Below are 22,464 nucleotides of genomic sequence, written 5' to 3'. Positions count from 1 at the left end.
GTGAATTAATTGAGATTTTGGAAAAGGAAAAGGACGCGCTCACAAGTCAATATGCCATTTGTGTTCGGTGATGTCGATTCAGTTGGGTATGTCAGGCTCTCGGAACATCCCGATGTCGTGATTGCTGTCAACAAAATAGCAGACTTGGTATCTAATATGACAATCCACCTGATGGAAAATACGGACCAGGGGGATAAGCGCGTTAAAAATGGACTTTCAAGAAAAATTGACATTGAACCGCATAAAAACATGACTCGAAAAGGTTGGCTTTATAAAATCGTTTCGGATTTACTATTGCATGGTGACGGAAATTCCGTCGTCCACATCGGAGTAGATCCGGCTACAGGATTGATTGACGATTTAACGCCCTTTCAAATGGGTGCAGTAGGATATGACGACTCGGAAGATGGTTATTCCATCAGCTACAACGGCAAAAATTATCATCCTGATGAAGTCATTCATTTCGTGATAAATCCCAATCCGAATTATCCATACAAAGGCACAGGATACCGTGTGGCTTTACGTGACATCGTGAAAAATCTTGCACAAGCCAACAAGACAAAGAATCGATTCATGAGCGGAAAATATATGCCATCTCTCATCCTCTCTGTGGATGCGTTGACAGAAGAATTGTCCAGTCCGGAAGGGCGTAAAAAGATTCTCGACAAGTACGTCTCTGAAACTGAAGACGGTTCTATGCCGTGGGTGTTGCCTGCCGATCTATTGAAAGTTGAACAGGTTAAACCGTTATCGTTGAAGGATATTGCGATTAATGAAGGCGTTGAATTGGATAAAAAGACGGTAGCCGGACTGTTGGATATCCCGGCGTTTTTTCTTGGTGTCGGAGAGTTCGACAAGGAAACTTACAACAACTTTGTAAATGGGCGTATCCATTCGATTGGTCAAGTTATAGCGCAAACATTGACAAGGGACTTACTGTATAACCCTGATTGGTTTTTCCGTTTAAATCCTCGAAGCCTTTTCAGTTACAATCTCGAAGAGTTGGTGGGCGCCGGAACGCAGATGGTTGACCGAAACGCAATGCGGAGAAACGAGTTACGAGATTGGGTAGGTTTGGATCCGGACGAGGAAATGAATGAACTTATCATCCTTGAAAACTATATCCCTGCCGGAATGCTTGGTAGTCAAAATAAATTGAAGGGTGGTGAGGACGATTAATAGAGAAAAAGAAAGGCAAATCCGAAGCCTTACTGCCGATTTGAAAACGCGTAACAAGGATGATGGAGAAAAGGTAATCGAAGGTTATTTCGCTGTCTTTAATTCTGAAACGGAATTATGGCCGGGGGCTTACGAAGAAATAAACTCAAGCGCCTTTAACAAAACACTCGGGAATGACATTCGCGCACTTATGAATCATGATTCCGCATTTGTGTTGGGTCGCACCAAAGCCGGAACGCTCCAATTAAAGGTTGATGAACGTGGTTTGTGGGGTTCTATCAAAATTAATGAGAATGATAGCGATGCTGTGAACTTATACGAACGTGTTAAGCGGGGTGACGTTGACCAGTGTTCATTTGGTTTCAACATACCCGTGGGTGGTGAAACAGCCGAACAACGTGATGACGGCTCAATCAAATGGACACTAAGGGAGGTTGATTTACATGAGGTTTCCGTAGTGACTTTTCCCGCATATTCAGATACTGGTGTCCAGGCAAGAAAACGAGATGTGGAAACAATGAAAAAACAAAAATTAGAACAACGCAAAAAAGCGTTAAAGGAGAAGATGAAAATTGGCTAATCCAGTATTAATCGGAGCAAAGTTGAATTTAAAACGTTCTTCACTCAAATCTGTGGAGGATAAAATTGCAGAATTGTTAGCGAAACGCTCTGAACTTGAAGCATCTATCGATGGTGTTGAATCAGAAGAAGATTTGACCGCTATTGAGGCAAGTGTAAAAGAAAATGATGATGCAATTACAGTTGCAGAAGAAGAAAAGTCTACCCTTGAAGAAGAAATTGAAGGACTTGAAAGTGAACTTGAAGCTTCCAATCGTAAAAAACCAAAAGCAGGAGGAAAAAATATGCCAAAACAAACAGAAGCGCGTGAAGCTATTAACGCTTTCGTCCGCTCAAAAGGACAAGTAAGGGACATGGTTGGATTTAAGGTAGTTGACGGTGGTGCGCTTATCCCGGAAGAATTGATTCCAGCGAAAAAGGCTCCAGAAGATACGGTTGACTTGAAAAAGTTTATTAACGTCCGTCCGGTAAACAGGGGCTCTGGTAAGTATCCAGTTATCAAGAAGTCAGGAAGTAAAATGGTCTCTGTCGCAGAACTTGAAAAGAATCCAGAATTGGCAAAGCCGACAATCTCGGAAGTTGGCTATGACATCGAAACATACCGTGGTTACATCCCGATTTCTCAGGAGGCGATTGACGATGCAGATTATGACATTGCAGGAATGATCGCTGATGAAATCGCTGACCAAGAACTTAATACAACGAACACGGCTATTGCAGCTGTATTAAAATCCGCGCCTGCAAAAGCTGTCACAGGACTGGATGGATTCAAAAAAGTATTCAACAAGGATATTAAGAAAGTCTACAACGCGAAGGCAGTCATTTCCGCATCGTTGTATAACGAGCTCGATACGATGAAAGATGCAAACGGTCGTTACTTGTTGCAGGACGATATTACGGTCGCATCAGGCAAACGCCTATTCGGCAAAGAGGTTGTTGTATTAGATGACGATATGATCGGAACAAGTGATGGCGATCTGGTTGGGTTCGTTGGAGACCCGAAAGCATTCGCTACATTCTTCAACCGAAAGCAGGCATCTGTTAAGTGGGTTGACCACAATATCTATGGTCAATTACTTGCTGGATTTATTCGCTTTGATGTTGTGGCAACTGATACAGATGCAGGCTTCTATGTCACTTTCACTCCAGACGATGTTCCAACACCATAATGAAAGGAATGGTATTGCATGAAATTTCAAGTGATCAATAGATTCAGAGACACGAAGGACAAGGGCCATATTTATGAAGTGGGGGATAAATATCCCCGCAAAGGCCGGTTGAATAAAGAGCGCGCCGAAACACTGGCCGGCACATCAAACAAATACGGTTATCCGTTCATTGAAGAGATTGAAGAAATTGAAGAAGTTGAAGAAAATGGACAAGATTGAATTTATCACAACTGCATTAGAATTGACAAAAGCGCGTCTCGGAATTAGTACGACTGTCCGGGATGCGCTTTTGCGTAATGCCGTGGAATCAATCATAGAGGAACTGGAGGACGAAAAGGGCCTGACGTTGAAATACGATAGCCCTCTCCACCTCGATTTTGTAAAAGATTATGCGGTTTGGCGTTATCAGTCAGCTTTCGAAACGCAAACGACCTCCACAAGTCGTCCTTTATCCATACCGCGGCATCTGCAATTCAGATTACACAATTTAATCATCCATCAAAAGGGTGGTAGCAATGACCAGGACGTTTGATTATCAAATCCAATTAATTGGTTTGGTTGAAGGGTTGGACGATGATGGATTTCCGGTAAATGAAATACGACCAAAAACACCGATTTTCGCAAATCGATTAAGTGTTCGTTCGAACGAGTATTGGCAAGCAAAGCAAAGTGGTGTAGACCTATCCTGTGTTTTCGAGGTGCATTCCTTTGAATATGAAGGTGAAGAAAGAATGCTGTATGAAAACATTGAATACGAGATTGCCCGGACGTATAACAAAGGAGAATTGACTGAATTGATCTGTCACCGAAAGGGTGATGACCATGGAACTTGAATTCAGCGGAATCGATGAGTTGATCAAAGAAATCGACCGCATTGAAGGTCTAACTGATGATTTAAAGGACAAGGCCCTGATTGCAGGCGGAGATTTGTTGCGCGATCGAATGAAAGAAGAAGTTTATGCGCACGGTCTTCGTGAATTGACAGGAGAAGGTCGTGAATCACTCATAAGGACAGACCCGAAGAATCATGAATTGTTCGTAGGAACTCAAGGTGGAAAGAAGCAACCGGGATTCTACTTATACATGCATGAATTTGGCTTCTACAACGTCCGTGCAAGGCGATTCATTGCCCCTCGTCCGTTTGCCTCTATCGCTTACGAAAACAGCAAGGATGACATCCTTACTGCGTATGTGGAGGAATTTAGAAAGGGGCTGGGTATGTCGTGAATCTGAATCGTAAAATCATGGATACCCTTAAACCTCTCGGTGTTCCAGTGGCTTTCGGAAACTATAATCAAACAGCAAATACCTACATTGTTTTTGTGGAATACAACCAGGCGTCCAGGATGAATGCGGATGATGATGAACTCATCACCAAGCACTTTTTCCAAATGGACGTTTTTTCTACTGGAAACTATTTGCAACTCGTAAAGGATGTTAAAAGCCTTATGAAAGAAGCTGGATTCGGTCGCATGTTTGAGTCGGAAACCTATGATACGGATATGAAAATGTTTAGAAAAATAATTCGATTTAATTATGAAAATACGATTGGAGAGATATAAATGGCGATTAAAGGATTAAAAGATTTACACTATGCCGTCATCACGAAAGAGGATAAGACGGAAACAGTATATGGCGACTGGAAACCGTTAGGACCTGCTATGGCGTTTAACTTGGTTCCGTCTGTAAGCCGTGGGAATCTTCGAGCTGATGATGGCGTGTTGTTTTCCGACATGTCAAAAGGACCGATTGCAGTAACGTTAAACACTGCGTATTTGGAAAAAGAAGTCGAAGCGGATTTGTTAGGAAAAACAATCCATCCTAATGGCGGCATTTCCGACAATGTTAACGATGATCCTCCATATGTTGCAGTTTCCGGGCGCGCAGAAAGTGCACGTGGCGGCTATGAATACTTTGTAGTTTATCGAATCAAGTTTGGCCCTGCCGATGAAAATAAAGAAACGAAACAAGAAACTCCGAACTATCAAACTCCTAACTTGACTGGTGAAGCTATTCCACGTCTACATGACGGAGAAGAAAAGTTCAAACTGTGGGATAAGGATCCTACTGTCGTTGATAAGAGCATCTTTGACGAATGGTTCAAATCTGTCATCGACAAAGACTGGGTAGCAACGCCGTAAAGGGGAGTTAATCATGCAAATTGAGTTATTCATAGATGGTGAGAAAAAGCTTTTTACGGCTCCCTTCGTGCCGATGTTGGCAAAAAGGAAGTATCTTGAGCTGAAGGCGGCGGAGGATGCATCCACATGGGCGGAAGTCATTGAAGAGGATGATGCTTACCTTTCGATTCTTGCTGACGTAGTATTTCAAGGGCAATTTACCGTCATGGATGTGTACGCAGGCGCAAGTGGCGAATATGTAAGAAAAAAACTCGATGAAGCCGTGTTTGGTGTCAAAAGAGAAGCCGAAAGCAATGAGGGAAACCAACCGGGGGAGTGACGTTTGCAGAAGCGTACACTTCCCTTAAACAATTATACAAGCAAATGATGTTCCCGAAGGTAGATTTCCTGCCTGACGGAAGGATGATTACAAAAAGAGAGTGGACAATGACTGAAATCGACCAGTTAGATGTCCACTTTTTCAGTGAACTTATGGAGGTTGATGATGATGCTCCACAAGAACAAGAGGTCTATCTTTCTTCTGTTTGGGGATAGGCCAGGCGGTGATCCACACATCTCGGTTTAGTCGCGTCCGTTAACGCGGCTTTTTCTTTATATGAAGGCAGGTGAGATTAATGTCATCAAAGGATATAGGGACGCTCCGAACGCGGTTGTCGTGGGAGGACGAAGGTGCTGACAGGTCGCTGAAGGGCTTCCGTGACGACTTAAAAAGCCTCCGGACTGAAATGGGAGTCGCCAAATCAAGCGGGAAGGAATACTCCCAAAGTTTAAAAGGACTTCGCGAGCAATCTGATATATTAACCCGCACTCTAAAGACTCAAAAAGAACAAGTCGCCGAACTCCGTAAACGCTACGAAGAATCGAAACGTGTGAAAGGTGAGGATTCCGACCAGACACGTAAACTATCCGATGATTACAACCGTGCTGTAGCGGCGATGAACCGAACGGAACAACAACTCGGCAAAGTCAATGCGGCGATCGAAGAACAAGTCAACCCATTGAAGCGACTCGGTAAGGAATGGCAGGAAACCGGCGACAAAATGCAGTCCATCGGGCGGAGTATGACTGATTTCGGAAAAGAATATTCCATGAAAGTTACTGCTCCAATCATGGGCATTGGGGCTGCGGCATTCAAGGCGGCTGTGGATTATGAAAGTGCGTTCGCAGGGGTCAGAAAAACCGTAGACATGCAAGAGGAGGAATTCCAACAACTCTCCCGTGCTATCCGTGACATGTCAAAAGAAATCCCTGCTGCTGCTACCGAAATTGCAAGAGTCGCAGAAGCGGCCGGACAGTTGGGCATTAAAAATGAGGCAATCCAAGGATTCACACGAACGATGATTGACCTTGGTGTTGCAACAAATATGAGTTCTGATGAGGCGGCCACTGCCCTTGCAAGGTTTGCTAACATCACGCAAATGTCCCAAAAGGATTTTGGCCGGCTCGGTTCGGTCGTGGTAAATCTCGGAAACAACTTCGCTACAACCGAGCGCGAAATCGTCGATATGGCGTTACGCTTAGCAGGTGCCGGCGCCCAGGTTGGTATGAGCGAAGCGGATATTCTGGCTCTTTCGACGGCTCTATCATCCGTTGGTATCCAGGCGGAAATGGGTGGGTCCGCAATCTCGCGCGTTATGGTCAACATGCAAGTCGCTTCAACAGGAACCGAAAAATTCAGGATGGTATCGGAAGCAACTGGAATGACCTTGAGAGAATTACAGCTTGCAGCAGGAAGCGGCGGAAAGGCATTCGGAATGTTTGCCGAGAGTTTAGGTATGACGAAAAAAGAGTTGAATAGTGTCATAAAAACTCAATCAGATCTTGAAAACTTTGCCAAGATAGCCGGAATGACCGGCGAACAATTTAAAAAGGCTTTTCAGGAAGATGCTATCGGTGCAATTGGTGCCTTTATCAATGGATTGGGTAATGCTGAAGAAGCCGGGACGACAGCAATTGAAATGTTGCAAGAAATGGGGATCACGGAAATCCGGTTACGTGACTCGCTCTTACGTGCAGGTGGAGCGGCGGAGCTATTTGCTAACGCTGTCGATTTATCATCCAATGCCTGGGATGAGAATATTGCACTTACTAAGGAAGCGGAAGAGCGCTATAAGACTACCGAATCCCAACTGAAAATGTTGTGGAATCGCGTGAAAGATGTCGGTATCACGTTGGGCGATGCTCTTATCCCTGCCCTCTTGGCTACTATTGATGCGGCAATGCCGTTGATAAAACAAATCGAATCAGGAGCCAAGGCATTTGCCGATATGGACGAGAGTCAGCAACAAACAATTCTCAAGTTGATCGCTCTTGTCGCGGCTGTAGGACCTGCATCTGTCGCTCTTGGTGGATTAACCACAACTGTGGGTGGAGTGGCGAGCATCGGTGGTAAGCTGATGTCCACGCTTGGCGGCGCAGGTGGAGCCGGTCTACTTGGTCGAATTGGGTTGATGGGACCAGCGGCGGCCACTCCTGTCGGTTTGGCGATTGCAGGAGTTGGATTACTTGCCTACGGTATTTATGAATTTAACAAAGCCAGTGACGATAGCGCACAAAAAGCATTGCAGTTTGTTGAGTCGCGTAAAAAAGAACTTGATTCAATGGATGAATTAATCGCGTCGTTTGAATTGTTAAAGTTGAAAAATAAACTATCTACTGACGAAATGCTTCGTTACTTGGACATATCTGACGAAATCAAAAAAGCCAAAACCGAAGAAGCTATTCTGGCGTTAACCGAGGAACAGGAAAAACTTCGTGAAAAATCAGGATTAACAAACGAAGAAATGGAACGCTTCCTTGAAATGAATGAGAAGCTTGTAGAAAAGGCGCCTTCCACAGCAAAAGCAATTTCCGAACAAGGTAACGCCTATGCTGCTGTTACGGGCGAACTCAAGAAACTCAACGCCGAAGAACGTCAGCGACTTGTGGACAAGACGTATCGTGCACTCACTGATGAAATGAACAAGCAAGAAAAGATTCTCGAAAAACAGCGGAAAATTAATGAGGAAATCATCGAGAGGGAAGAGAGTCGCTCCAAGCAACTCAAATTTATTTCGGATGATACTGACAGAATTCGAGAAATAAATCTGAATATCGCCGATTTGAAAGAGCGAGCTAAGACAGCGACCGGCGCCGAACTGAAGGAACTCGAAAAGAAAATCAAGAGTGAAGAACGGAGCAAATCCGCAATTGAGAGCTCTGTTGGTTTGTCGGAAAAACTTGTCGATACCATCACTAAACAAATCGACACGAAAAAAGAATCTCTCGCGGAAACAAATAAAGAACTCGAAGCTTTTGGACTGCTGATTGATGAATATGAACAGATGATTCTTTATCAAGCTGGCATTACATCGGAGCGCGGAAAAGGCGTCGAAAAACTCCAGGAAGAACAACGAAACATTGACGAATCCCGTAAAAAGTTAGAAGAAATGCGGAAGTCTGGTGCTCTTGTTGGTGGGGAATATGACGAGCAGAACCGAAAGTTGGACGAGCAACAGACAAAGATTGATCAAGCACGTAGAAAGCTCGAAGAAATGAATGTTGTCGCCGGAAAGACTGTTTATAAGGATGTCAACGTCAAGACAAATCCGAGTATCGCCTCTTTGAATAGTCAGTTGAGCGATCCTGTCTGGAAGACGGTTAACATCAATACGGGTCCAGTTCCGATTGGATACTCGGTTGGTACTCCACTGGGTGGTCACGATGGGGGACCATTTATTGCCGGGGAAGAAGGTTGGGAACTCGGGCGTATGGGTAACCGTTGGGAAATGTTGAATTTCGGATTGTACAACCGTCCTGCAGGTTACGAAGTTTTCACGCATGATGAGTCTAAGCAGATTTTGAATGCCATGAATAAGATTCCTGGTTATGCAGATGGTGCGCGTAGTAACGGAGAAGCGGAAAGAACGATCGGGCGATTAAATCAACCGCCAACAATGATTCACATTAAGCCTGCTCCTGTTATCCTTGACGGGCGCGTCATTGGTGAAGTTGTCTTTGATACTGTGGATACCATGCAGTATGACCGACAATCCATAAACGCTACAATCAGGGGGGTAAGCTTATGAGTGGATTAATAAACGTCTATAACTCGGAAGGCTATGGGTTAACAGCGGAAGTGCTGAACTTATTTGGGCTTAAACTAAGCATACCTTCTCCCTCCTATGACTTGATCACCGAAAAAGTGGATGGTCGGGGTGGGATTGTTGTCACTGACAAAACACTTAATCCAAGACAACTCTCAGCTCGCTTTTTCACGAAATCGGGAAGCTACGAAGATTCTTTGCGGCTGAGAGACGAATTGTACCGTCTGTTTTCGGATGGTGAAGAAATATTTGTAGTTGAATCGAAGAATTCGGGCAAACAGTGGCGTGTACATCCGGAAGGGTGGAGTCCTGACAGAATTAATCCGAGAACGTTGGAGTTCGAGATCCCCTTATTAGCTCCAAATGGATTGTCTGAATCCGTTTTACCGCAAAAAAGGGTTTATTCTACACCGTCATTTGTTTATAGGAATACCGGTGATGTGCCGATTGATATGAGGAAGCAGGATGAAACAGAAATCTTGTTCAGTGGCGCATCAAACGGGCTTACTATTAAAAATCTTACTACTGGTGATACGTGGATCTACAACGGCAGCACAACAGTAAATGACGTCATATTGTTAAAAGGTGTCCGTTCGTTAAAAAACAATCAATCGATATTCGGTCAAACGAATAAACGACTCATTTCTTTTACAGTCGGTAATAACGAATTTGAAATAAGCGGTGTAAGTGGGGAGTTCACTCTATCCATTTCCACACGCTTTTATTTTTTGTGAGGGTAGGTGATGAGGATGATAAGTGTTACAAACTTATCCGGTCATACTGAACCTTTAAATGACATTCGGAATTTCGAGATGAATGAGGAAGTGAGTGGAAACTTTGTCGTTTCATTTATCTCACTTCCAAGTAAGAACAACCCGGGGCATGATCTTTTAGAAGAAGAAGCTATCATCACTGTGGAAGGCTACGATTTCCGTATAAAGCAATTTAGGGAGAGCCATAAACAAAAAAGAATTGTTGCCGTTTCCACTTTTTATGATTTGGTTGGTGTGCGTCGTGAAGATACTCAGGGTGGCACAAAGTCTTTTGATGAATTTGCTTCATTCATCTTTTTAGGAACGGGATGGACGTATTCTTCTGAAGTAACTGGTAGCGAACTGATCCCCGGCGTAGGTAATGACAATATCGTTAAGCTGACACAGGAAATGTGCTCAGTATTCGAATGTGAATATCAAATATTGCCGAATAATCATATCCATTTCTCGGAACAAATTGGACCCGATAAGGATGCCCAATATCGTTTCGGGCATAACGTAAAAACACTATCAAGAAATGTTGATACGTCAAAACTGAGGACGCGTATAAAAGGTTATGGTGCAGATGGTTTGGAAGTGACCTACATGTCTCCTAATGCTGACAAATTTGGTATTAGGGATGCAGAACCAATCATTGATGAAAGGTTTTCAATTAGTGATAACCTGCTTGCGAAGATCAAACGGGATTTGATTGACTATCCAGAAGTTAATTTTGAACTTGACGTAGTCGAATTGTCGGATAAGGAAATTGGCGAGCGCGTCTGGTTGATTTATGAACCTATGGGAATCGAGTTTCAAGTGCGCGTCATGGCGAAGAAGACGACCATCCGAAACGGGAAATTCATCACAGCATCTGTAGTAATCGGAAATGCGATTCAACGGACAATGGCGGCTGTTATGACTGCTCAAAAAGTTGCAATTGATGACCACAGGAAAAGAACTCAATCCAGATTTGAGAGGACAAATGAACGTATTAATTTAGAAGTCGAAAGACTTGATGGCGATATTGTGGAAGCATATTCCCATATCGAGCAAACGGCTGATGGCATCTATCAGACTGTCGGAAGTATTAAGCTCGAATTGGAAGGCGGCATTGCTGACGCTCGCAGCTACATTGATCAAACGGCTATTTCAATTAATTTAGGAGTAGATGCGAAGATTGAGCGTGTGGATGCTGACTTAGGGGTAATACGCGAAGAAGCGTCCTCGAATTTTAGTATCCTCGCCGGTCAAATTGTAGCAGCTGTATCTACAAGCAAGGAGTATTCCGATTCTAAGATTGATTTGGTTAACGCTTCAATTGATGGTGTCAGGGCAGATTTAACCTCTGTCGAAGGTCGATTTGCAGATAACATCGGCACATTAACTACAGAAATTGAAACACTACAAGGTTCTATTGTATCTGTTAACGAGACCGCAACCGCGAACTTCAATATATTAAGCGGAAGCATTGAGGCGGCTGTAAGCACATCCAAGACTTACACGGATAGTGTAAAAAATACAGTTGAAAGCACAGCGGAGTCCAACTTCAATATTTTAAGTGGCCGCATCGATGCAAAAGCGGAGTCCACCACAGTGTCCAGTTTAGGTACAAGGGTTACAACTGCTGAACAAAGCATTGACGGTATCAGTGGGCAAATTAGCAACAAGGTCAGCTATACCGATTATAACGGAAACACCATTGCATCTCTGTTCAACCAAACGGCCACTACTATTAAATTACAGGCCTCCAAGATTGAAATGTTAGGGATTACTGAGGTGGCCAATACACTGTATATCGGTGGGAACTGGCAGGATAGCAGTACGGAGAAGACTATTCAATTTAGAGGCTCCAATGGGGGAGCTACCATATCTTCACCCTCGGGCGATTGGATAAAAATCGATGCTTTGAGTACGTTCTTCCACGGCGGCTCCTTTTTCATGGATGATGTGAACTTCAATGGTAAGGTTGATTTTTCTAATGCTGCAATCAGCGGTTTATATGCAAGGTTCGGATAGGGGGTATAGGATTGACAGCTTTTGATGAGGATTACGATGCGAATGCCGGGAATCCGTCCACTCCTAATATAAACTGGATTGATGTTACTTCTACATCCGTAAATATTAACGTCACAGCCGGGCAAAACACCTCACACATTCAGTTTGATAGAAGTTGGGTTGATAACGGCGGGGGATCTAATGACCGGGAAGAATACTGTCCCAGTGGTTCAACGATTACCGTATCGTTCACAGTTCCATCAACCCCGGGAACTTACACAATCTATGTTCGTGCCAGGATTGACAGCACAGCATCAAGCTGGGTTTCAAGGAGCTTTACGATTGCTGCTCCACCTGATCCAGAACCGTATATTCATGGTCTATCGTTTACGGCAAATAATCTACTTGAAGTATCGTTTTCGGTTGGTAATTCGGCATATTTAAGAAATTCGAATAGCATAGCCGTTTACTTATCCGGAGCGAATAATACAACGCAGCATTTCCAGGGTTATTTAAGTAGCAGTTCAAGGTACTGGAGTGGCTCACGCGATGGAGCAGGTTCTCCTCTTGTTGTGGGCGCTACCTATACTATATGGGTTTTTGCTTACAACACGTCAGGCGCATCCTCTGGAACATCCGACAGCGCAAAATATACTAAACCAAGACCGGCGGATTTTACGTGGACAAACTCGAAAACATCGGGAGCTGCTTACAATCTAACGGCTGCTGAATGGGGTGCATTGTTAGATCGGATAAATGAGTTTAGAGCATATAAAGGGCTTGTTACTCGTGATTTCAACAGATCAACAACATCCGGAATCATAAATAACTATGTGGTTCCATTAGCATCCAGTTTTAATATGGCACGAAATGCAATATTGGATATGAATCCAAGCGTTCCATCGCTCGTTACATCAAACACGATAATTTCAGCTTCACAATTGAACGAACTTGTCAGGGCATTAAACAATATCACATAGGAGGGTTATCATGCATTATCAAATTAAAACGTATCAAGGCGTCAACATCACTTTGAATGAGGGTTTCGAATTAGACAAGTATTTAAGCACGCTACTGAATCCACAAATTGAATCTGTAGCAATCGGCACGGTGTCGATGCTCAAGAGGAACATTCAAAGGATTCGACCCGTTTATGAAGAAGGCGAGTCACCTGTCGGTGAAAAAGTGTTGGTGTATTCACCAAGGGAACCAGAGCCTTATATAGCTCATGTGGAAGACTACGATGCAGCACAAACAACAAAGCAGGTAAATGATCGCAATCTGTTCATCCGAATTGGTGACACTATCATTAATCGCGATGATTATAGCTTAGTAATGCAAAACTAACGTGCCAAGAAGGCCGTTTTTTTATTACAAAAAAGGAGGGCGAAATAGTTGAGACAATACACGATTGCATCTGATTTAGTACAAGCGAAAGCCATACAACCGGTTGTCTATAAGCAATATGACAATGGGGATAAATTGGGTTTTGAGTTTTATCAAGACGGTGAAAAGATTCAATTGAAAGATGAGACAGTCCTGGCGTTTTTTGAACTTGCTGATCAGACTGTCATCCAAAAAACTTGTAAAATCGAAGATGGAATCGCCATTGCTACATTGGATGCGAATATATTAAGCATCGCTTCTACAGTGAAAGTCGAATTCACGATTTATAAAAATGGCGACCGAACGACAACCACAACGCTATCCATTACCGTGCAAAGGAGCATTAATAAGCACGAGGCGATAAAAGCATCAGCTCAATGGGATATTGTTGAACAAGTTTTAGGGGATGGTCCTGTTGTTATCCAACAGGCACGAACTGCAACCACAGAAACAAATAAGGCGACTGCTGAAGCATTGCAAGTGGCATCTGAAAACAAGACACGCTTCTTAAATGCAGTCGAAACTGTTGCTCTGCGTGATAGCACATATCCGAATCCAAAGCATGGCGATACGGTAAGGGTCACGTCTACTGCTACTATGTATCGATTCGTGAGCGGTACTGGATGGGTTAAGACTGACGAATACAACCCTACTGTTATTAATGAAATTACAAGTCAGATTGATAACACAGCACGACAAACCCAAACTCTCACACATGGTACACAAGTAATCAATGCTGACGGAAATAGTCCATTAAAAGTTGAATTTTATGGGAATACGTTGGTGAATTTATTAGGGACAGATGGGAATCCCAAAAACGCAAGTGTTTGGACTTCTGTAGCCGGAACTTCAAGAACGGTGGATAACACAAATTTCAAGTATGGTACAGGTTCCATTAAAGTAACGATACCTACTGGGGATACAAATGGGAATATTAGAAAAGAACTAACCTTAGATCCAACTAAGCATTATATTTTATTAGGTGATGTTAAAAATGGTAATGCAACATCAGGTGCAAGAGTTAGATTTTACAATGGTAGTACGTACAAAGACGTTTTAGAAAATACGAGTGATACTGTTAACTTTAGATTTACCTATGTAAAAATATCGCCATCAGATATCGGTGAAAAAAACCACATTTATCTCCGTGTTTTGGGTGAAGAAAATCAATATGCTTATTTCGGTGGTGTTCGTTTCTATGAAATCTCTAAAGCCACCTACGATAAAATAGGCGTTTCATTGACTGATGCAGATGTGGAAAAAATGTTCCCGTATGTTGATTCCGTACAGCATGTTAAGAATCCTGTGGTGAGTGTAGAGGGGCAGAACTTGTTCAATCCTGTTGATTTTGCAAGTAAATCAACTAAATCATCAAATTCTTATGACGTAACTTATAAACTAATTCCTAACACTAAATACACCGTTATTACAAATATGCCATATCCGGGTACAACTGCTAACCTTTATTTCGGAGGCGGTGTATCAGCCACAAACGGAGTTCACGATGGACAGCCGAGAACATTCACAACTGATTCAAGCGGCAACATCTATTTAGGTATTAGACATACAACATCATCTTATGATGATTTTATGAGTGGCAAGTATTGGATAATGTTTACATTAGGTGATAAAACAAAGCCATATGTCCCACGAAATCCGTCGTATCTCTATGCAGAAACGACACTTGCCGGAAATAACGATAAAAAAGATATTTTATCTTTTAATGAATCGGTTGGCAGATGGGAGAAGACGAAGTGGTTTGAACAAAAAACACTTGATGGGTCGTTAACTTGGGCTTTTACAACTGATTACACTGGTTTTAAACGTGTACACGCAAATATACTTGAGACAAATTACACAAGTGCAAAAGGTAATGTAGTTAAACATGATGGTAAATTATTGACTAATGGAAATCCAACATTAATTGCTGATGAATTTATGATTGGCTCTAATGGAAATACCTATTTTTATATTTCAATCACTGATACAGATAGTGGATGGACGGAGAGTATGACACCTTCCGTTGACCTAATAAAATCTTACTTTTACGGGTGGTTTTATCGTGGTGATGGTACGACTCATAAGTGGAGACCGATTGGTGATACAGACGATGCACGGATTACTTCCACACTACCAACTGCTCCAGCACCTACCATTGCAGAAGGTAAGATTTCTCATTATAAATTGACTTATCAGCTTGCTAAGCCTGTTATCGAGCCTGTGACGGTTGAAGGTGATTTAGTTGTGAGTGGTGCTACGCAGGTTGAAGTGGGCAGTGGGGTAATTGTGAGGGAGAAAGCTAACCCTAAACAAAGAACCGATTCGGGCAATCTATATTATATAAATATCAGAGATGGTGCACTATCAACTGTTCCTAACGGAAATCAACTTAGTCAAAAAACGAATAAGATAATTGCAATCTATAAAAATGGCGTAAAGGATGATTACTGGACGTTTTCATCCGACAACAGTTCTAATGCATACGGTGGTAAATTCGCTTCAATTCCACCTGCAAACTATGACCCAACAGCCGAATACACAGTAACCTACGAAGTCCTTGATAAACACGCATTCACAACTAACATCACAGAAGCCAAAGCAACATATGCGAAAAACATCAGAGGAGCTTTGGATGATACGGTTACAAGGTTATCTGATGTAGCGACTGATGTTAGTGTCATGGCGAAAATCCAATATGAAATATTAGTTCGAATGAAAGCTGGTGGCTTGTAATGGACATTAGTAAAGAATTGCAGGAAAAAATTATTCGTGATGCGGGAAAGACACCTGAAGATTTTGAACGGGATGTTGAGGAAGCGAAAGAGAATCAGCCAAAGACACAGGATGAATTAGCATCTCTGAAAAAGCGACAAGATGAAACAGAAAACGCTGTACTGATGTTGATTGATATGACACTAATGGGAGGAATGTAAAATGTACGGATTTCTATTAAACATGTGGATTATGAGGAAGATTGATGAAGAGAAGGTTGAGTCTTATGTGCCTAAAATTTTGACCAGGCATGAAGCGGATATGATTCTCGCTACACCACAAGGTGACGAATACGACATTAAATCTGTGCCATCTACCCAACTTTAATATAAGACTATCCATCCCCTTCGTCGTATCATAATGACTGGAGGGGATTATCATGGATAGAGAATTCGAGTTAAACTGCGCAATGACAGAAACGGTGTTAGAAAACTTCAAGAAGCTAACCGACGACGAAGAAAGCCTTGAAATCGTTGAAACTATGCTGCTGAATTTGAAGAGATTGAAGGATAGGCATTTGTGAGAAGGACTTCCTACCCCCTTTGTCGAATTGTGGAAGATAGAGGGAGGTAAGAATGTGTTGAATAAACTTGAAAAAAAGATATTAACGGACATTTACGAAATGTGTATAAACCACAAAAGTCCGCCTAAAGCAATAGATTATGAATTGATCGAGAAAGATAATTCAGATCCCAAAATAATGCAGATGGAATTCGCCAGCTATCTAATTAAGCTGAAAAATTTGGGATATATCTCATTCCAAGATAGTAAAGTCTTTCTAAAAGGCGGATGGCGTAATGAAAAATACAAAAATAATGTCATAGTTAATTATACTGAACACATTGTAATTGAAGATAAAGGAATAAAGTTAATTCAAAAGGATAGAGAAACGATATCGGGTAAAATACTAACCGAGGTAAATGACATTGGCACTGGTGTCTATTCGGGCGTTAAAAAAAAGTTGATTGCTTGGATTGCCTCTATTGTTTTTATCCTGATATTATTCCTTGTGAAACTTGTTATTACGAAGTTGCTATAAGCATATTAGAACGTCCACACGGGCGTTCTTTTTATTTATCCAAAATACAAGGAGTGAGCCAAAATGGAGGGCGTTAATTTGACCAATTTAGAGATAGTGCACATGTATCTATTCGGGGGAGTAAAGTTTTTGCATTTATTGCTGTTGTTGATGCTGTTGGATATCGTCACCGGACTTTTCAAGGCTGCCAAGAATGAAAACTTGTGGAGTCGAAAAAGCCTATTTGGTTATGCGAGAAAACTGTTAGTGCTGGTTATGATCATCCTTGCTAACGTCATTGATCAAATTCTAAACCTGCAGGGCACCCTGACGTTTGCTACGGTGCTTTTTTATATTGCAAATGAAGGTTTAAGCATCTTGGAAAACATGGCTGAATTAGGTGTCCTGGTGCCTGCTAATTTGGCAGAGAAATTGAAAGTTATTGAGACAAAGCAATCAATCCACGAAGAAATACGCGAAGAGTTAACGGGGAGTAAAGTTGATGATGAGTTGGAAGGCAAAAAGGGGCTGAAGTAGATGGTCAAAATAGCACTGGATGCAGGACATGGAAAGCATACTCCCGGCAAGCGAACCCCGGACGATGAGCGTGAATGGTCCTTTAATGACAAGGTGCTACGCGCTTGCGCCGCTAAGCTGCAAACATATCAGGATGTGGAAGTTTTACGCCTTGACGATTCAAGCGGGAAAGCCGATGTCCTGTTAAAAGACCGCACAGACCGTGCTAACGAGTGGAAGGCTGACGTATTAGTTTCTATCCATCATAACGCTTCGACAGGTAAATGGCACGGCGGGGGAGGCGTGGAAACGTATGTATTCCCATCTGCATCCACAACAGCGAAAGATATTGCGAAACGCATTCATCCGCGGATTGTAAACGCGATGGGATTGCGTGATCGTGGTATCAAGACAGCTGACTTCCACATGCTGAGGGAGAGTCAGATGCCTGCTGTATTAACTGAGGGCGGATTTATGGACTCGACTGTTGATATACATTCTCTGCGGTCTGACGTTCTATTAAAGAAACAAGGCGAGGCAATTGCAGAAGGTTTGGCACTCCATTTTAAATTGGTGCCCAAAAAGGAGGATGTCAAAGTGGCAAGTGAAGATAAAGAAAAGAATGCAAGAGCGGATGCATCGTTTCAAGCTGGCCAAGACTTTGTTAAGGCCGCTAAGATATCAGACGGGACATACCCACGCCGACAAATTACTCGTCAAGAATTTTGGGCGATGTTGGAGCGATATGACCGTTACTTGAATAGTCAGCAGAAATAATGATATGATGAAAATCCAAAAAGCAAGATGACTGTAAAAGCACCCTATCCATTGTGGATGGGGTGCTTTTTGTTATCTCATTACCGTTTTGATAGTTCGACGATATTATCAATACATAACGTCCTATAAATATCAGGCACATATTCGTGTAGCACTAAATGTTTGTCGGTAATGGAACTAACAAAGCCCACGTAATCCACAAAATCATCTCCGTATACAACTAACACTTTATCATTCACCTTTAATTCCGATACGTTCACTTCCACTGGTTTTCCTCTCCCTTTGTTTTGGATTGTCCTGGTCTTTCAATACGACCCACGAGTTACCGACCTTCTTTGCGATGATATCGCCGTCTCTACATAAACGCTTCACGTGGTCAGGTGATAGCCCCCAAAGTTCCGCTGCCTCTTGAACACTAATAATTTGATCGAGTACGTTCATTTCTTCCTCCTTTATAACCTGTAACGGTTATTTGTTAAATTTAATATATCACCACCAACTGTAACCGTCAACGGTTATATATGCATTTTAATGAAATGATGCAAAAGCCCCCATTCAAGCGAAAGAAAAACGACCGCGTTAGCAGTCGTCAATTCCCCCTCCTTGATCTTAGCCAAATCCTTTTCACCGTATAAAAGGCAATCACACCGACAAGTAGCCATCCAATCGTATCTATAACATTCGCCATTAATGGTGTCACTTATATTCCCCCCTTTATAAACGACCGCAGAAGCAGTCGTTACACAGAATCTAACTTGCCAATCAAATCTTCAATCTCCGTGATACGCTCAACAACCCACTTTTCCTCGCTTTGCAAACCGATAAGGTGACGATGTTCTGATTTTAGTGATGAATAGATAAGTGAGCATTCTCCAATTGTCAGATTAAGCCTCAATGTCATTCCTCCTTTTTATCCAACCGCAACTGCCTTACCCATTGTCTTAAAGATGGTAATTATTAACGGTAATAATTGTATTACTACATATCCGATTCCCGCCTTGACAATCATGGATTGCGCTTTATCGGAGTTGCCTAATATCATAAGCAAGCCAGCACCCGCAACAACCACAGATGCAAGGGGGAGGCTTATAGCTACAATCATCTCAACGACTGGATCAAATACAGTTGCCATTGCGGCGAGTGTTGCATCGCCAATAAAACTGGTTTGTATTATTTCAGGCGTTCCGGCTATTCCTTGCATAAATACAGGGTTAAGTTCAGGTGGGAGGGTTATAACGTTAGCAGGTTCAATTACTACTTCGGTCGGTAGTGGGATAGGTGGGGTGTGATTGATGTATGGATTAGTGTATTTTGTAACGGCCATAGTCGTAAGGCTTGCTGTAGCCCCTGTGGCAGCAGTGATGAGTACAGCATTTGACGGGCCTTTCTTTTCCTTTTCTTCATAACGATCTGAAAAATCCGTGTACTGACTTTCCGGAACAACTTCAAGACGTGGTTTTCTTTTAAACACTTATTTTCCTCCATTCATTTAATGTCGTTCGTGGTAAACACCATGACAACCGGCAACCCCTCACACGCTTTCTTTAACTCCTTTCTTCGGTGTTCTGAAGTAGTTAACCAGACCAACGTCGGGAAATGGCCGAGCTTTTCTTCCACTAAACCATTTTCAAATAACTTTTTATACCTATAAATCTTGTTCTTGTTTTCTTGCATTGTTTGCGTATGATCGATTTCAAGGAAGTGCTTTCTGTCCCATCCATCCGTGAACATTGCATCCACAATGACGGTAGCGGAACCGTCTGAAACCTTTACTTCATTTCGCCAGTCTTTCGGGTAATCATGAAATGCCCACATGTCATTTCGCATTATCACATGTTTTACATGGCCACCTTTTTTTCGCACCTTGTCACAACCTATATAAGCCTTGCCTTTGCTGTTTAGATAGTAGATGGACTGATAGCCCTCTCTAATAGAAGAAAGGTAATCTGACAAACTGTGGAGGACTCTGTTGGTGTGACGATTGGTGCCGAATCTAAAATACAGGTTGAGTTGATCGCGCGTCATAAAATCAAACTTCTTCAAAAGTAACAAGATTCTCTCTTGCCTTTCGTTCAACAACCTTATCGCCTCCCTTTGAAGGGGTAAAGCGGATGACATTCTTGGGGTCAGCTTTTTCCGTTACTGGTTTAACGACATGTCGGGAGATGGTTTCCTCAATAATTTCCGTAGTTATGAGTGGAGTTTGCAAGATTTCCCTTTGATCAGCGTTTTGAAAAATAGCTCTGCCTTTAATCTGTGGAAGTTGTTCGGCCCCTTCGTTATCCAATACAACCCTTGATGCCGTTTCTGACTGGACACGGAAGCAAAGCTTGGCATCTGAATTTTGCTTAACTTGACGCGGTAGGCAGTCACCCACAGGATATTGAGTGGCCAATACTTGTCGGAAACCATTAGAGCGTCCAATCCTGGCAATTTGGCTCATTATTTTTTGACACTCTTCTTTTAATTGTCTTTCTTCCCTGGTGACAGCTTCCTTCGGATTGAGTTCTCCCGCTTCATCTATGATGACAAAGTGTCTTTCCTTAATTCCTCCTTCTACCACATTCTTCTTACCCATCATCCTTAATTTGGTCTGTATGTCTCTCATTTTCTGATAGGCTACCTGCAATGTTTGCAAAGCCTCTTCAGGCTCATAAGCAATCGATACAGTCTGTTTAATGTTTTCATAGTCACACAGTTCCACTCCACCTTTTAAATCGATCAGGTAAAAGTGGACGTGTTCCGGTTTGCTTTGCAAAAGGCTGACAATCATGGAGTTTAGAAACACTGATTTACCATACCCGCTTGAACCTCCCAAGACCATGTGGGGCACTTTCTCAAAGTCGTGGTATCTAAATTCATTATTTCCCCTAACGACTCCCACAGGTATTCTCCAAGCGTTGCCTGGCTTGAATGGAATTTCCTTTGGCATTGGATCGTTGTAGACGCGAATAATAAGCAACCCGTCAAAAGAAAGTTCGATCTCGCGCTCGTCTTGTAATTTGTTCGTCCTCAAATTTTGGATGTCTTCAATAATATTGCCATCCCAGGACCATGAAAGTTCTTTGAGGTCTGCGAGCGTAATCTTGTGACGACGATTGTTCAAACCGTCCTGCAGAATCTGTTGTTTGTTTAGATAGTCGTTAAAGCTTCGTCCAAGCGGAATGCGGTATTTGTACTCCCATCCCCAATCATGCCGCTTCTTTCTAATGAGTTGAGTCGTGAGAGTCCTTTTCCCGTCCTTCACATTCAGACCACTAAGACTGATTATTTTTTGTATCTTTCCGGAATCGTTCGAGGTATTCCCTTTCCTGCTCATGTGAGCTTTTAACGCCAAACTTCCAAACAAAATTGAAGTTGAAATTTCGAGCAACATTTTTATCAATCCTCCTTAGTCGGTTACGCCACAGAGGGTTATCATACGAAGTATGAGTTGTTCTTATCGGGACTTCGAAAACAGCAGCTAACCCCTTGTGACGATTAAATTTGCTATGTCCCGATGTGTGGACGGGGTGGACATTGATCTGGACCACCATCAGGACGTAAAATTTCATGGATATTTAACGTACAACAGGCAACATCAGGACATCGACCAGGACATTAATCAGGACCTGAACAAGGTTTGCAAAGTGTCGATTATCTCTTTGTACTTGTGGTAAAATCGAACGGCTTCACGGTAAGCTTCGGATCGTTCAGTACTTGGGATGGACTCAATTATTTCGATTAAATCTGCGTGATGCTTCCTGTTTAATTTGGCAGCGATTTGTGGGATTGGTTCTTTTTTTAGTGTCATCGTGAGCCTCCTCCTTTCTAACGTGTTTCTAACCTTCTTGGTATATCCTATGGGCGACCATCCCGAAAAATGCCTGTCCGAATAAAAAAAGTTTAGAAAAAGGTTAGAACGTAAAAAGAGGGAGCGTGAACTCCCTCTAATAGACGTGCCGATTTCGTGCCGACATGGATAGACATGATATGAAATGATATGAAAAGAATGATAAGCAAAACATTGATATAACAGCATTTCGAGGAAATGGTGAAGCGCAATGAAAACGGTCATTTATCAAGTTCGAGATGGAAGGTTCTATCGGATAA

General features: G+C 42.5%; 30 protein-coding genes. 23 read left to right on the top strand and 7 right to left on the bottom strand.

Annotated features, from left to right (window positions below; all coding sequences use genetic code 11):
- Positions 1-9 precede the first annotated feature (9 nt).
- The 23 genes from P5G49_RS16855 to P5G49_RS16745 all read left to right on the top strand — a co-directional run bounded on the left by P5G49_RS16855 (position 10) and on the right by P5G49_RS16745 (position 18,372).
- Positions 10-1,179 (top strand): phage portal protein, encoded by a 1,170-nt coding sequence (locus P5G49_RS16855; protein WP_301245718.1) that lies wholly within the window; start codon positions 10-12, stop codon positions 1,177-1,179.
- Positions 1,166-1,759 carry an HK97 family phage prohead protease gene (locus P5G49_RS16850; RefSeq protein WP_363322194.1) on the top strand — a complete coding sequence of 198 codons (594 nt, stop codon included), beginning with the start codon at positions 1,166-1,168 and terminating at the stop codon, positions 1,757-1,759. The genes P5G49_RS16855 and P5G49_RS16850 overlap by 14 nt, the downstream gene beginning before the upstream one ends.
- Complete coding sequence (locus P5G49_RS16845; RefSeq protein WP_301245717.1) at positions 1,752-2,927, top strand: phage major capsid protein; 1,176 nt, start codon at positions 1,752-1,754, stop codon at positions 2,925-2,927. Before P5G49_RS16850 ends, P5G49_RS16845 begins: the two co-directional genes overlap by 8 nt.
- Positions 2,928-2,945: 18 nt before the next feature.
- Complete coding sequence (locus P5G49_RS16840; RefSeq protein ID WP_301245716.1) at positions 2,946-3,146, top strand: hypothetical protein; 201 nt, start codon at positions 2,946-2,948, stop codon at positions 3,144-3,146.
- Positions 3,133-3,459: a phage head-tail connector protein gene (locus P5G49_RS16835; RefSeq protein ID WP_301245714.1), complete on the top strand. Its 327-nt coding sequence runs from the start codon at positions 3,133-3,135 to the stop codon at positions 3,457-3,459. Before P5G49_RS16840 ends, P5G49_RS16835 begins: the two co-directional genes overlap by 14 nt.
- A complete protein-coding gene (locus tag P5G49_RS16830) occupies positions 3,443-3,760 on the top strand; it encodes a phage head closure protein (protein ID WP_301245713.1) in 318 nt (105 codons plus the stop codon). Before P5G49_RS16835 ends, P5G49_RS16830 begins: the two co-directional genes overlap by 17 nt.
- A complete protein-coding gene (locus tag P5G49_RS16825) occupies positions 3,750-4,154 on the top strand; it encodes an HK97-gp10 family putative phage morphogenesis protein (RefSeq protein ID WP_301245711.1) in 405 nt (134 codons plus the stop codon). The genes P5G49_RS16830 and P5G49_RS16825 overlap by 11 nt, the downstream gene beginning before the upstream one ends.
- The gene (locus P5G49_RS16820) at positions 4,151-4,489 is read left to right on the top strand and encodes a hypothetical protein (RefSeq protein WP_301245709.1); all 339 of its coding nucleotides are present in this window, start codon (positions 4,151-4,153) and stop codon (positions 4,487-4,489) included. The genes P5G49_RS16825 and P5G49_RS16820 overlap by 4 nt, the downstream gene beginning before the upstream one ends.
- Positions 4,490-5,068: a major tail protein gene (locus P5G49_RS16815; RefSeq protein ID WP_301245707.1), complete on the top strand. Its 579-nt coding sequence runs from the start codon at positions 4,490-4,492 to the stop codon at positions 5,066-5,068.
- Positions 5,069-5,081: 13 nt separating this feature from the next.
- Entirely contained in the window at positions 5,082-5,387 is a 306-nt protein-coding gene (gene gpG / locus P5G49_RS16810) for a phage tail assembly chaperone G (protein WP_301245705.1), read from the top strand.
- Entirely contained in the window at positions 5,384-5,602 is a 219-nt protein-coding gene (locus P5G49_RS16805) for a hypothetical protein (RefSeq protein WP_301245703.1), read from the top strand. The genes gpG and P5G49_RS16805 overlap by 4 nt, the downstream gene beginning before the upstream one ends.
- 80 nt (positions 5,603-5,682) lie before the next feature.
- A complete protein-coding gene (locus P5G49_RS16800) occupies positions 5,683-9,135 on the top strand; it encodes a phage tail tape measure protein (protein ID WP_301245701.1) in 3,453 nt (1,150 codons plus the stop codon).
- Positions 9,132-9,887, top strand: coding sequence for a phage tail domain-containing protein (locus P5G49_RS16795; protein ID WP_301245699.1), 756 nt, complete (start codon positions 9,132-9,134; stop codon positions 9,885-9,887). Before P5G49_RS16800 ends, P5G49_RS16795 begins: the two co-directional genes overlap by 4 nt.
- A gap of 9 nt (positions 9,888-9,896) precedes the next feature.
- Positions 9,897-11,924 carry a phage tail protein gene (locus P5G49_RS16790; RefSeq protein ID WP_301245698.1) on the top strand — a complete coding sequence of 676 codons (2,028 nt, stop codon included), beginning with the start codon at positions 9,897-9,899 and terminating at the stop codon, positions 11,922-11,924.
- A gap of 11 nt (positions 11,925-11,935) precedes the next feature.
- Complete coding sequence (locus tag P5G49_RS16785; protein WP_301245696.1) at positions 11,936-12,883, top strand: hypothetical protein; 948 nt, start codon at positions 11,936-11,938, stop codon at positions 12,881-12,883.
- Between the two features lie 10 nt (positions 12,884-12,893).
- On the top strand, positions 12,894-13,250 hold the full coding sequence (locus tag P5G49_RS16780; RefSeq protein WP_301245695.1) for a hypothetical protein: 357 nt from the start codon (positions 12,894-12,896) through the stop codon (positions 13,248-13,250).
- Between the two features lie 48 nt (positions 13,251-13,298).
- Positions 13,299-16,022: a hypothetical protein gene (locus P5G49_RS16775; RefSeq protein ID WP_301245693.1), complete on the top strand. Its 2,724-nt coding sequence runs from the start codon at positions 13,299-13,301 to the stop codon at positions 16,020-16,022.
- Complete coding sequence (locus P5G49_RS16770; protein ID WP_301245691.1) at positions 16,022-16,222, top strand: hypothetical protein; 201 nt, start codon at positions 16,022-16,024, stop codon at positions 16,220-16,222. Before P5G49_RS16775 ends, P5G49_RS16770 begins: the two co-directional genes overlap by 1 nt.
- A 1-nt stretch (position 16,223) precedes the next feature.
- Positions 16,224-16,388: a hypothetical protein gene (locus tag P5G49_RS16765; protein ID WP_301245690.1), complete on the top strand. Its 165-nt coding sequence runs from the start codon at positions 16,224-16,226 to the stop codon at positions 16,386-16,388.
- A gap of 52 nt (positions 16,389-16,440) precedes the next feature.
- Entirely contained in the window at positions 16,441-16,584 is a 144-nt protein-coding gene (locus tag P5G49_RS16760; RefSeq protein WP_301245689.1) for a hypothetical protein, read from the top strand.
- A gap of 54 nt (positions 16,585-16,638) precedes the next feature.
- Positions 16,639-17,100, top strand: coding sequence for a hypothetical protein (locus P5G49_RS16755; RefSeq protein WP_301245687.1), 462 nt, complete (start codon positions 16,639-16,641; stop codon positions 17,098-17,100).
- Between the two features lie 63 nt (positions 17,101-17,163).
- Positions 17,164-17,616: a phage holin family protein gene (locus P5G49_RS16750; RefSeq protein ID WP_301245686.1), complete on the top strand. Its 453-nt coding sequence runs from the start codon at positions 17,164-17,166 to the stop codon at positions 17,614-17,616.
- Complete coding sequence (locus P5G49_RS16745; protein WP_301245684.1) at positions 17,617-18,372, top strand: N-acetylmuramoyl-L-alanine amidase; 756 nt, start codon at positions 17,617-17,619, stop codon at positions 18,370-18,372.
- A gap of 80 nt (positions 18,373-18,452) precedes the next feature.
- Here the strand turns inward: P5G49_RS16745 and P5G49_RS16740 are convergent, their stop codons facing one another.
- The 7 genes from P5G49_RS16740 to P5G49_RS16710 form a co-directional block, all read right to left on the bottom strand.
- Positions 18,453-18,638, bottom strand: a complete 186-nt coding sequence (locus P5G49_RS16740; RefSeq protein WP_301245682.1) for a hypothetical protein — start codon at positions 18,636-18,638, stop codon at positions 18,453-18,455.
- On the bottom strand, positions 18,604-18,813 hold the full coding sequence (locus P5G49_RS16735; protein WP_301245681.1) for a helix-turn-helix domain-containing protein: 210 nt from the start codon (positions 18,811-18,813) through the stop codon (positions 18,604-18,606). The genes P5G49_RS16740 and P5G49_RS16735 overlap by 35 nt, the downstream gene beginning before the upstream one ends.
- Before the next feature lie 298 nt (positions 18,814-19,111).
- Positions 19,112-19,267 (bottom strand): hypothetical protein, encoded by a 156-nt coding sequence (locus tag P5G49_RS16730; RefSeq protein ID WP_301245679.1) that lies wholly within the window; start codon positions 19,265-19,267, stop codon positions 19,112-19,114.
- 15 nt (positions 19,268-19,282) lie between these two features.
- Positions 19,283-19,843 (bottom strand): hypothetical protein, encoded by a 561-nt coding sequence (locus P5G49_RS16725; protein WP_301245677.1) that lies wholly within the window; start codon positions 19,841-19,843, stop codon positions 19,283-19,285.
- Positions 19,844-19,857: 14 nt separating this feature from the next.
- Complete coding sequence (locus tag P5G49_RS16720; RefSeq protein WP_301245675.1) at positions 19,858-20,397, bottom strand: replication-relaxation family protein; 540 nt, start codon at positions 20,395-20,397, stop codon at positions 19,858-19,860.
- 4 nt (positions 20,398-20,401) lie between these two features.
- Positions 20,402-21,748: an FtsK/SpoIIIE domain-containing protein gene (locus P5G49_RS16715; protein ID WP_301245673.1), complete on the bottom strand. Its 1,347-nt coding sequence runs from the start codon at positions 21,746-21,748 to the stop codon at positions 20,402-20,404.
- A 228-nt stretch (positions 21,749-21,976) separates the two neighbouring features.
- A complete protein-coding gene (locus P5G49_RS16710; RefSeq protein WP_301245672.1) occupies positions 21,977-22,165 on the bottom strand; it encodes a hypothetical protein in 189 nt (62 codons plus the stop codon).
- Positions 22,166-22,464 lie beyond the last annotated feature (299 nt).

Origin of the sequence: Sporosarcina highlanderae (genome assembly GCF_030433715.1) — a bacterium.
Classification (GTDB): domain Bacteria; phylum Bacillota; class Bacilli; order Bacillales_A; family Planococcaceae; genus Sporosarcina; species Sporosarcina highlanderae.
Note: the sequence above shows the minus strand (reverse complement) of the source record. Positions and strands in the feature narration are given on the sequence as shown.

Bases quoted from the DNA above. Each gene is read 5' to 3' on its own strand.
- P5G49_RS16790 (WP_301245698.1), top strand. From the start codon at position 9,897: ATGAGGATGATAAGTGTTACAAACTTATCCGGTCATACTGAACCTTTA.
- P5G49_RS16780 (WP_301245695.1), top strand. From the start codon at position 12,894: ATGCATTATCAAATTAAAACGTATCAAGGCGTCAACATCACTTTGAAT.
- P5G49_RS16765 (WP_301245690.1), top strand. From the start codon at position 16,224: ATGTACGGATTTCTATTAAACATGTGGATTATGAGGAAGATTGATGAA.
- P5G49_RS16840 (WP_301245716.1), top strand. From the start codon at position 2,946: ATGAAATTTCAAGTGATCAATAGATTCAGAGACACGAAGGACAAGGGC.
- P5G49_RS16815 (WP_301245707.1), top strand. From the start codon at position 4,490: ATGGCGATTAAAGGATTAAAAGATTTACACTATGCCGTCATCACGAAA.
- P5G49_RS16710 (WP_301245672.1), bottom strand. From the start codon at position 22,165: ATGACACTAAAAAAAGAACCAATCCCACAAATCGCTGCCAAATTAAAC.
- P5G49_RS16830 (WP_301245713.1), top strand. From the start codon at position 3,443: ATGACCAGGACGTTTGATTATCAAATCCAATTAATTGGTTTGGTTGAA.
- P5G49_RS16825 (WP_301245711.1), top strand. From the start codon at position 3,750: ATGGAACTTGAATTCAGCGGAATCGATGAGTTGATCAAAGAAATCGAC.
- P5G49_RS16720 (WP_301245675.1), bottom strand. From the start codon at position 20,397: ATGACGCGCGATCAACTCAACCTGTATTTTAGATTCGGCACCAATCGT.
- P5G49_RS16750 (WP_301245686.1), top strand. From the start codon at position 17,164: ATGGAGGGCGTTAATTTGACCAATTTAGAGATAGTGCACATGTATCTA.
- P5G49_RS16800 (WP_301245701.1), top strand. From the start codon at position 5,683: ATGTCATCAAAGGATATAGGGACGCTCCGAACGCGGTTGTCGTGGGAG.
- P5G49_RS16795 (WP_301245699.1), top strand. From the start codon at position 9,132: ATGAGTGGATTAATAAACGTCTATAACTCGGAAGGCTATGGGTTAACA.
- P5G49_RS16835 (WP_301245714.1), top strand. From the start codon at position 3,133: ATGGACAAGATTGAATTTATCACAACTGCATTAGAATTGACAAAAGCG.
- P5G49_RS16770 (WP_301245691.1), top strand. From the start codon at position 16,022: ATGGACATTAGTAAAGAATTGCAGGAAAAAATTATTCGTGATGCGGGA.
- gpG (WP_301245705.1), top strand. From the start codon at position 5,082: ATGCAAATTGAGTTATTCATAGATGGTGAGAAAAAGCTTTTTACGGCT.
- P5G49_RS16715 (WP_301245673.1), bottom strand. From the start codon at position 21,748: ATGTTGCTCGAAATTTCAACTTCAATTTTGTTTGGAAGTTTGGCGTTA.
- P5G49_RS16745 (WP_301245684.1), top strand. From the start codon at position 17,617: ATGGTCAAAATAGCACTGGATGCAGGACATGGAAAGCATACTCCCGGC.
- P5G49_RS16735 (WP_301245681.1), bottom strand. From the start codon at position 18,813: ATGAACGTACTCGATCAAATTATTAGTGTTCAAGAGGCAGCGGAACTT.
- P5G49_RS16760 (WP_301245689.1), top strand. From the start codon at position 16,441: ATGGATAGAGAATTCGAGTTAAACTGCGCAATGACAGAAACGGTGTTA.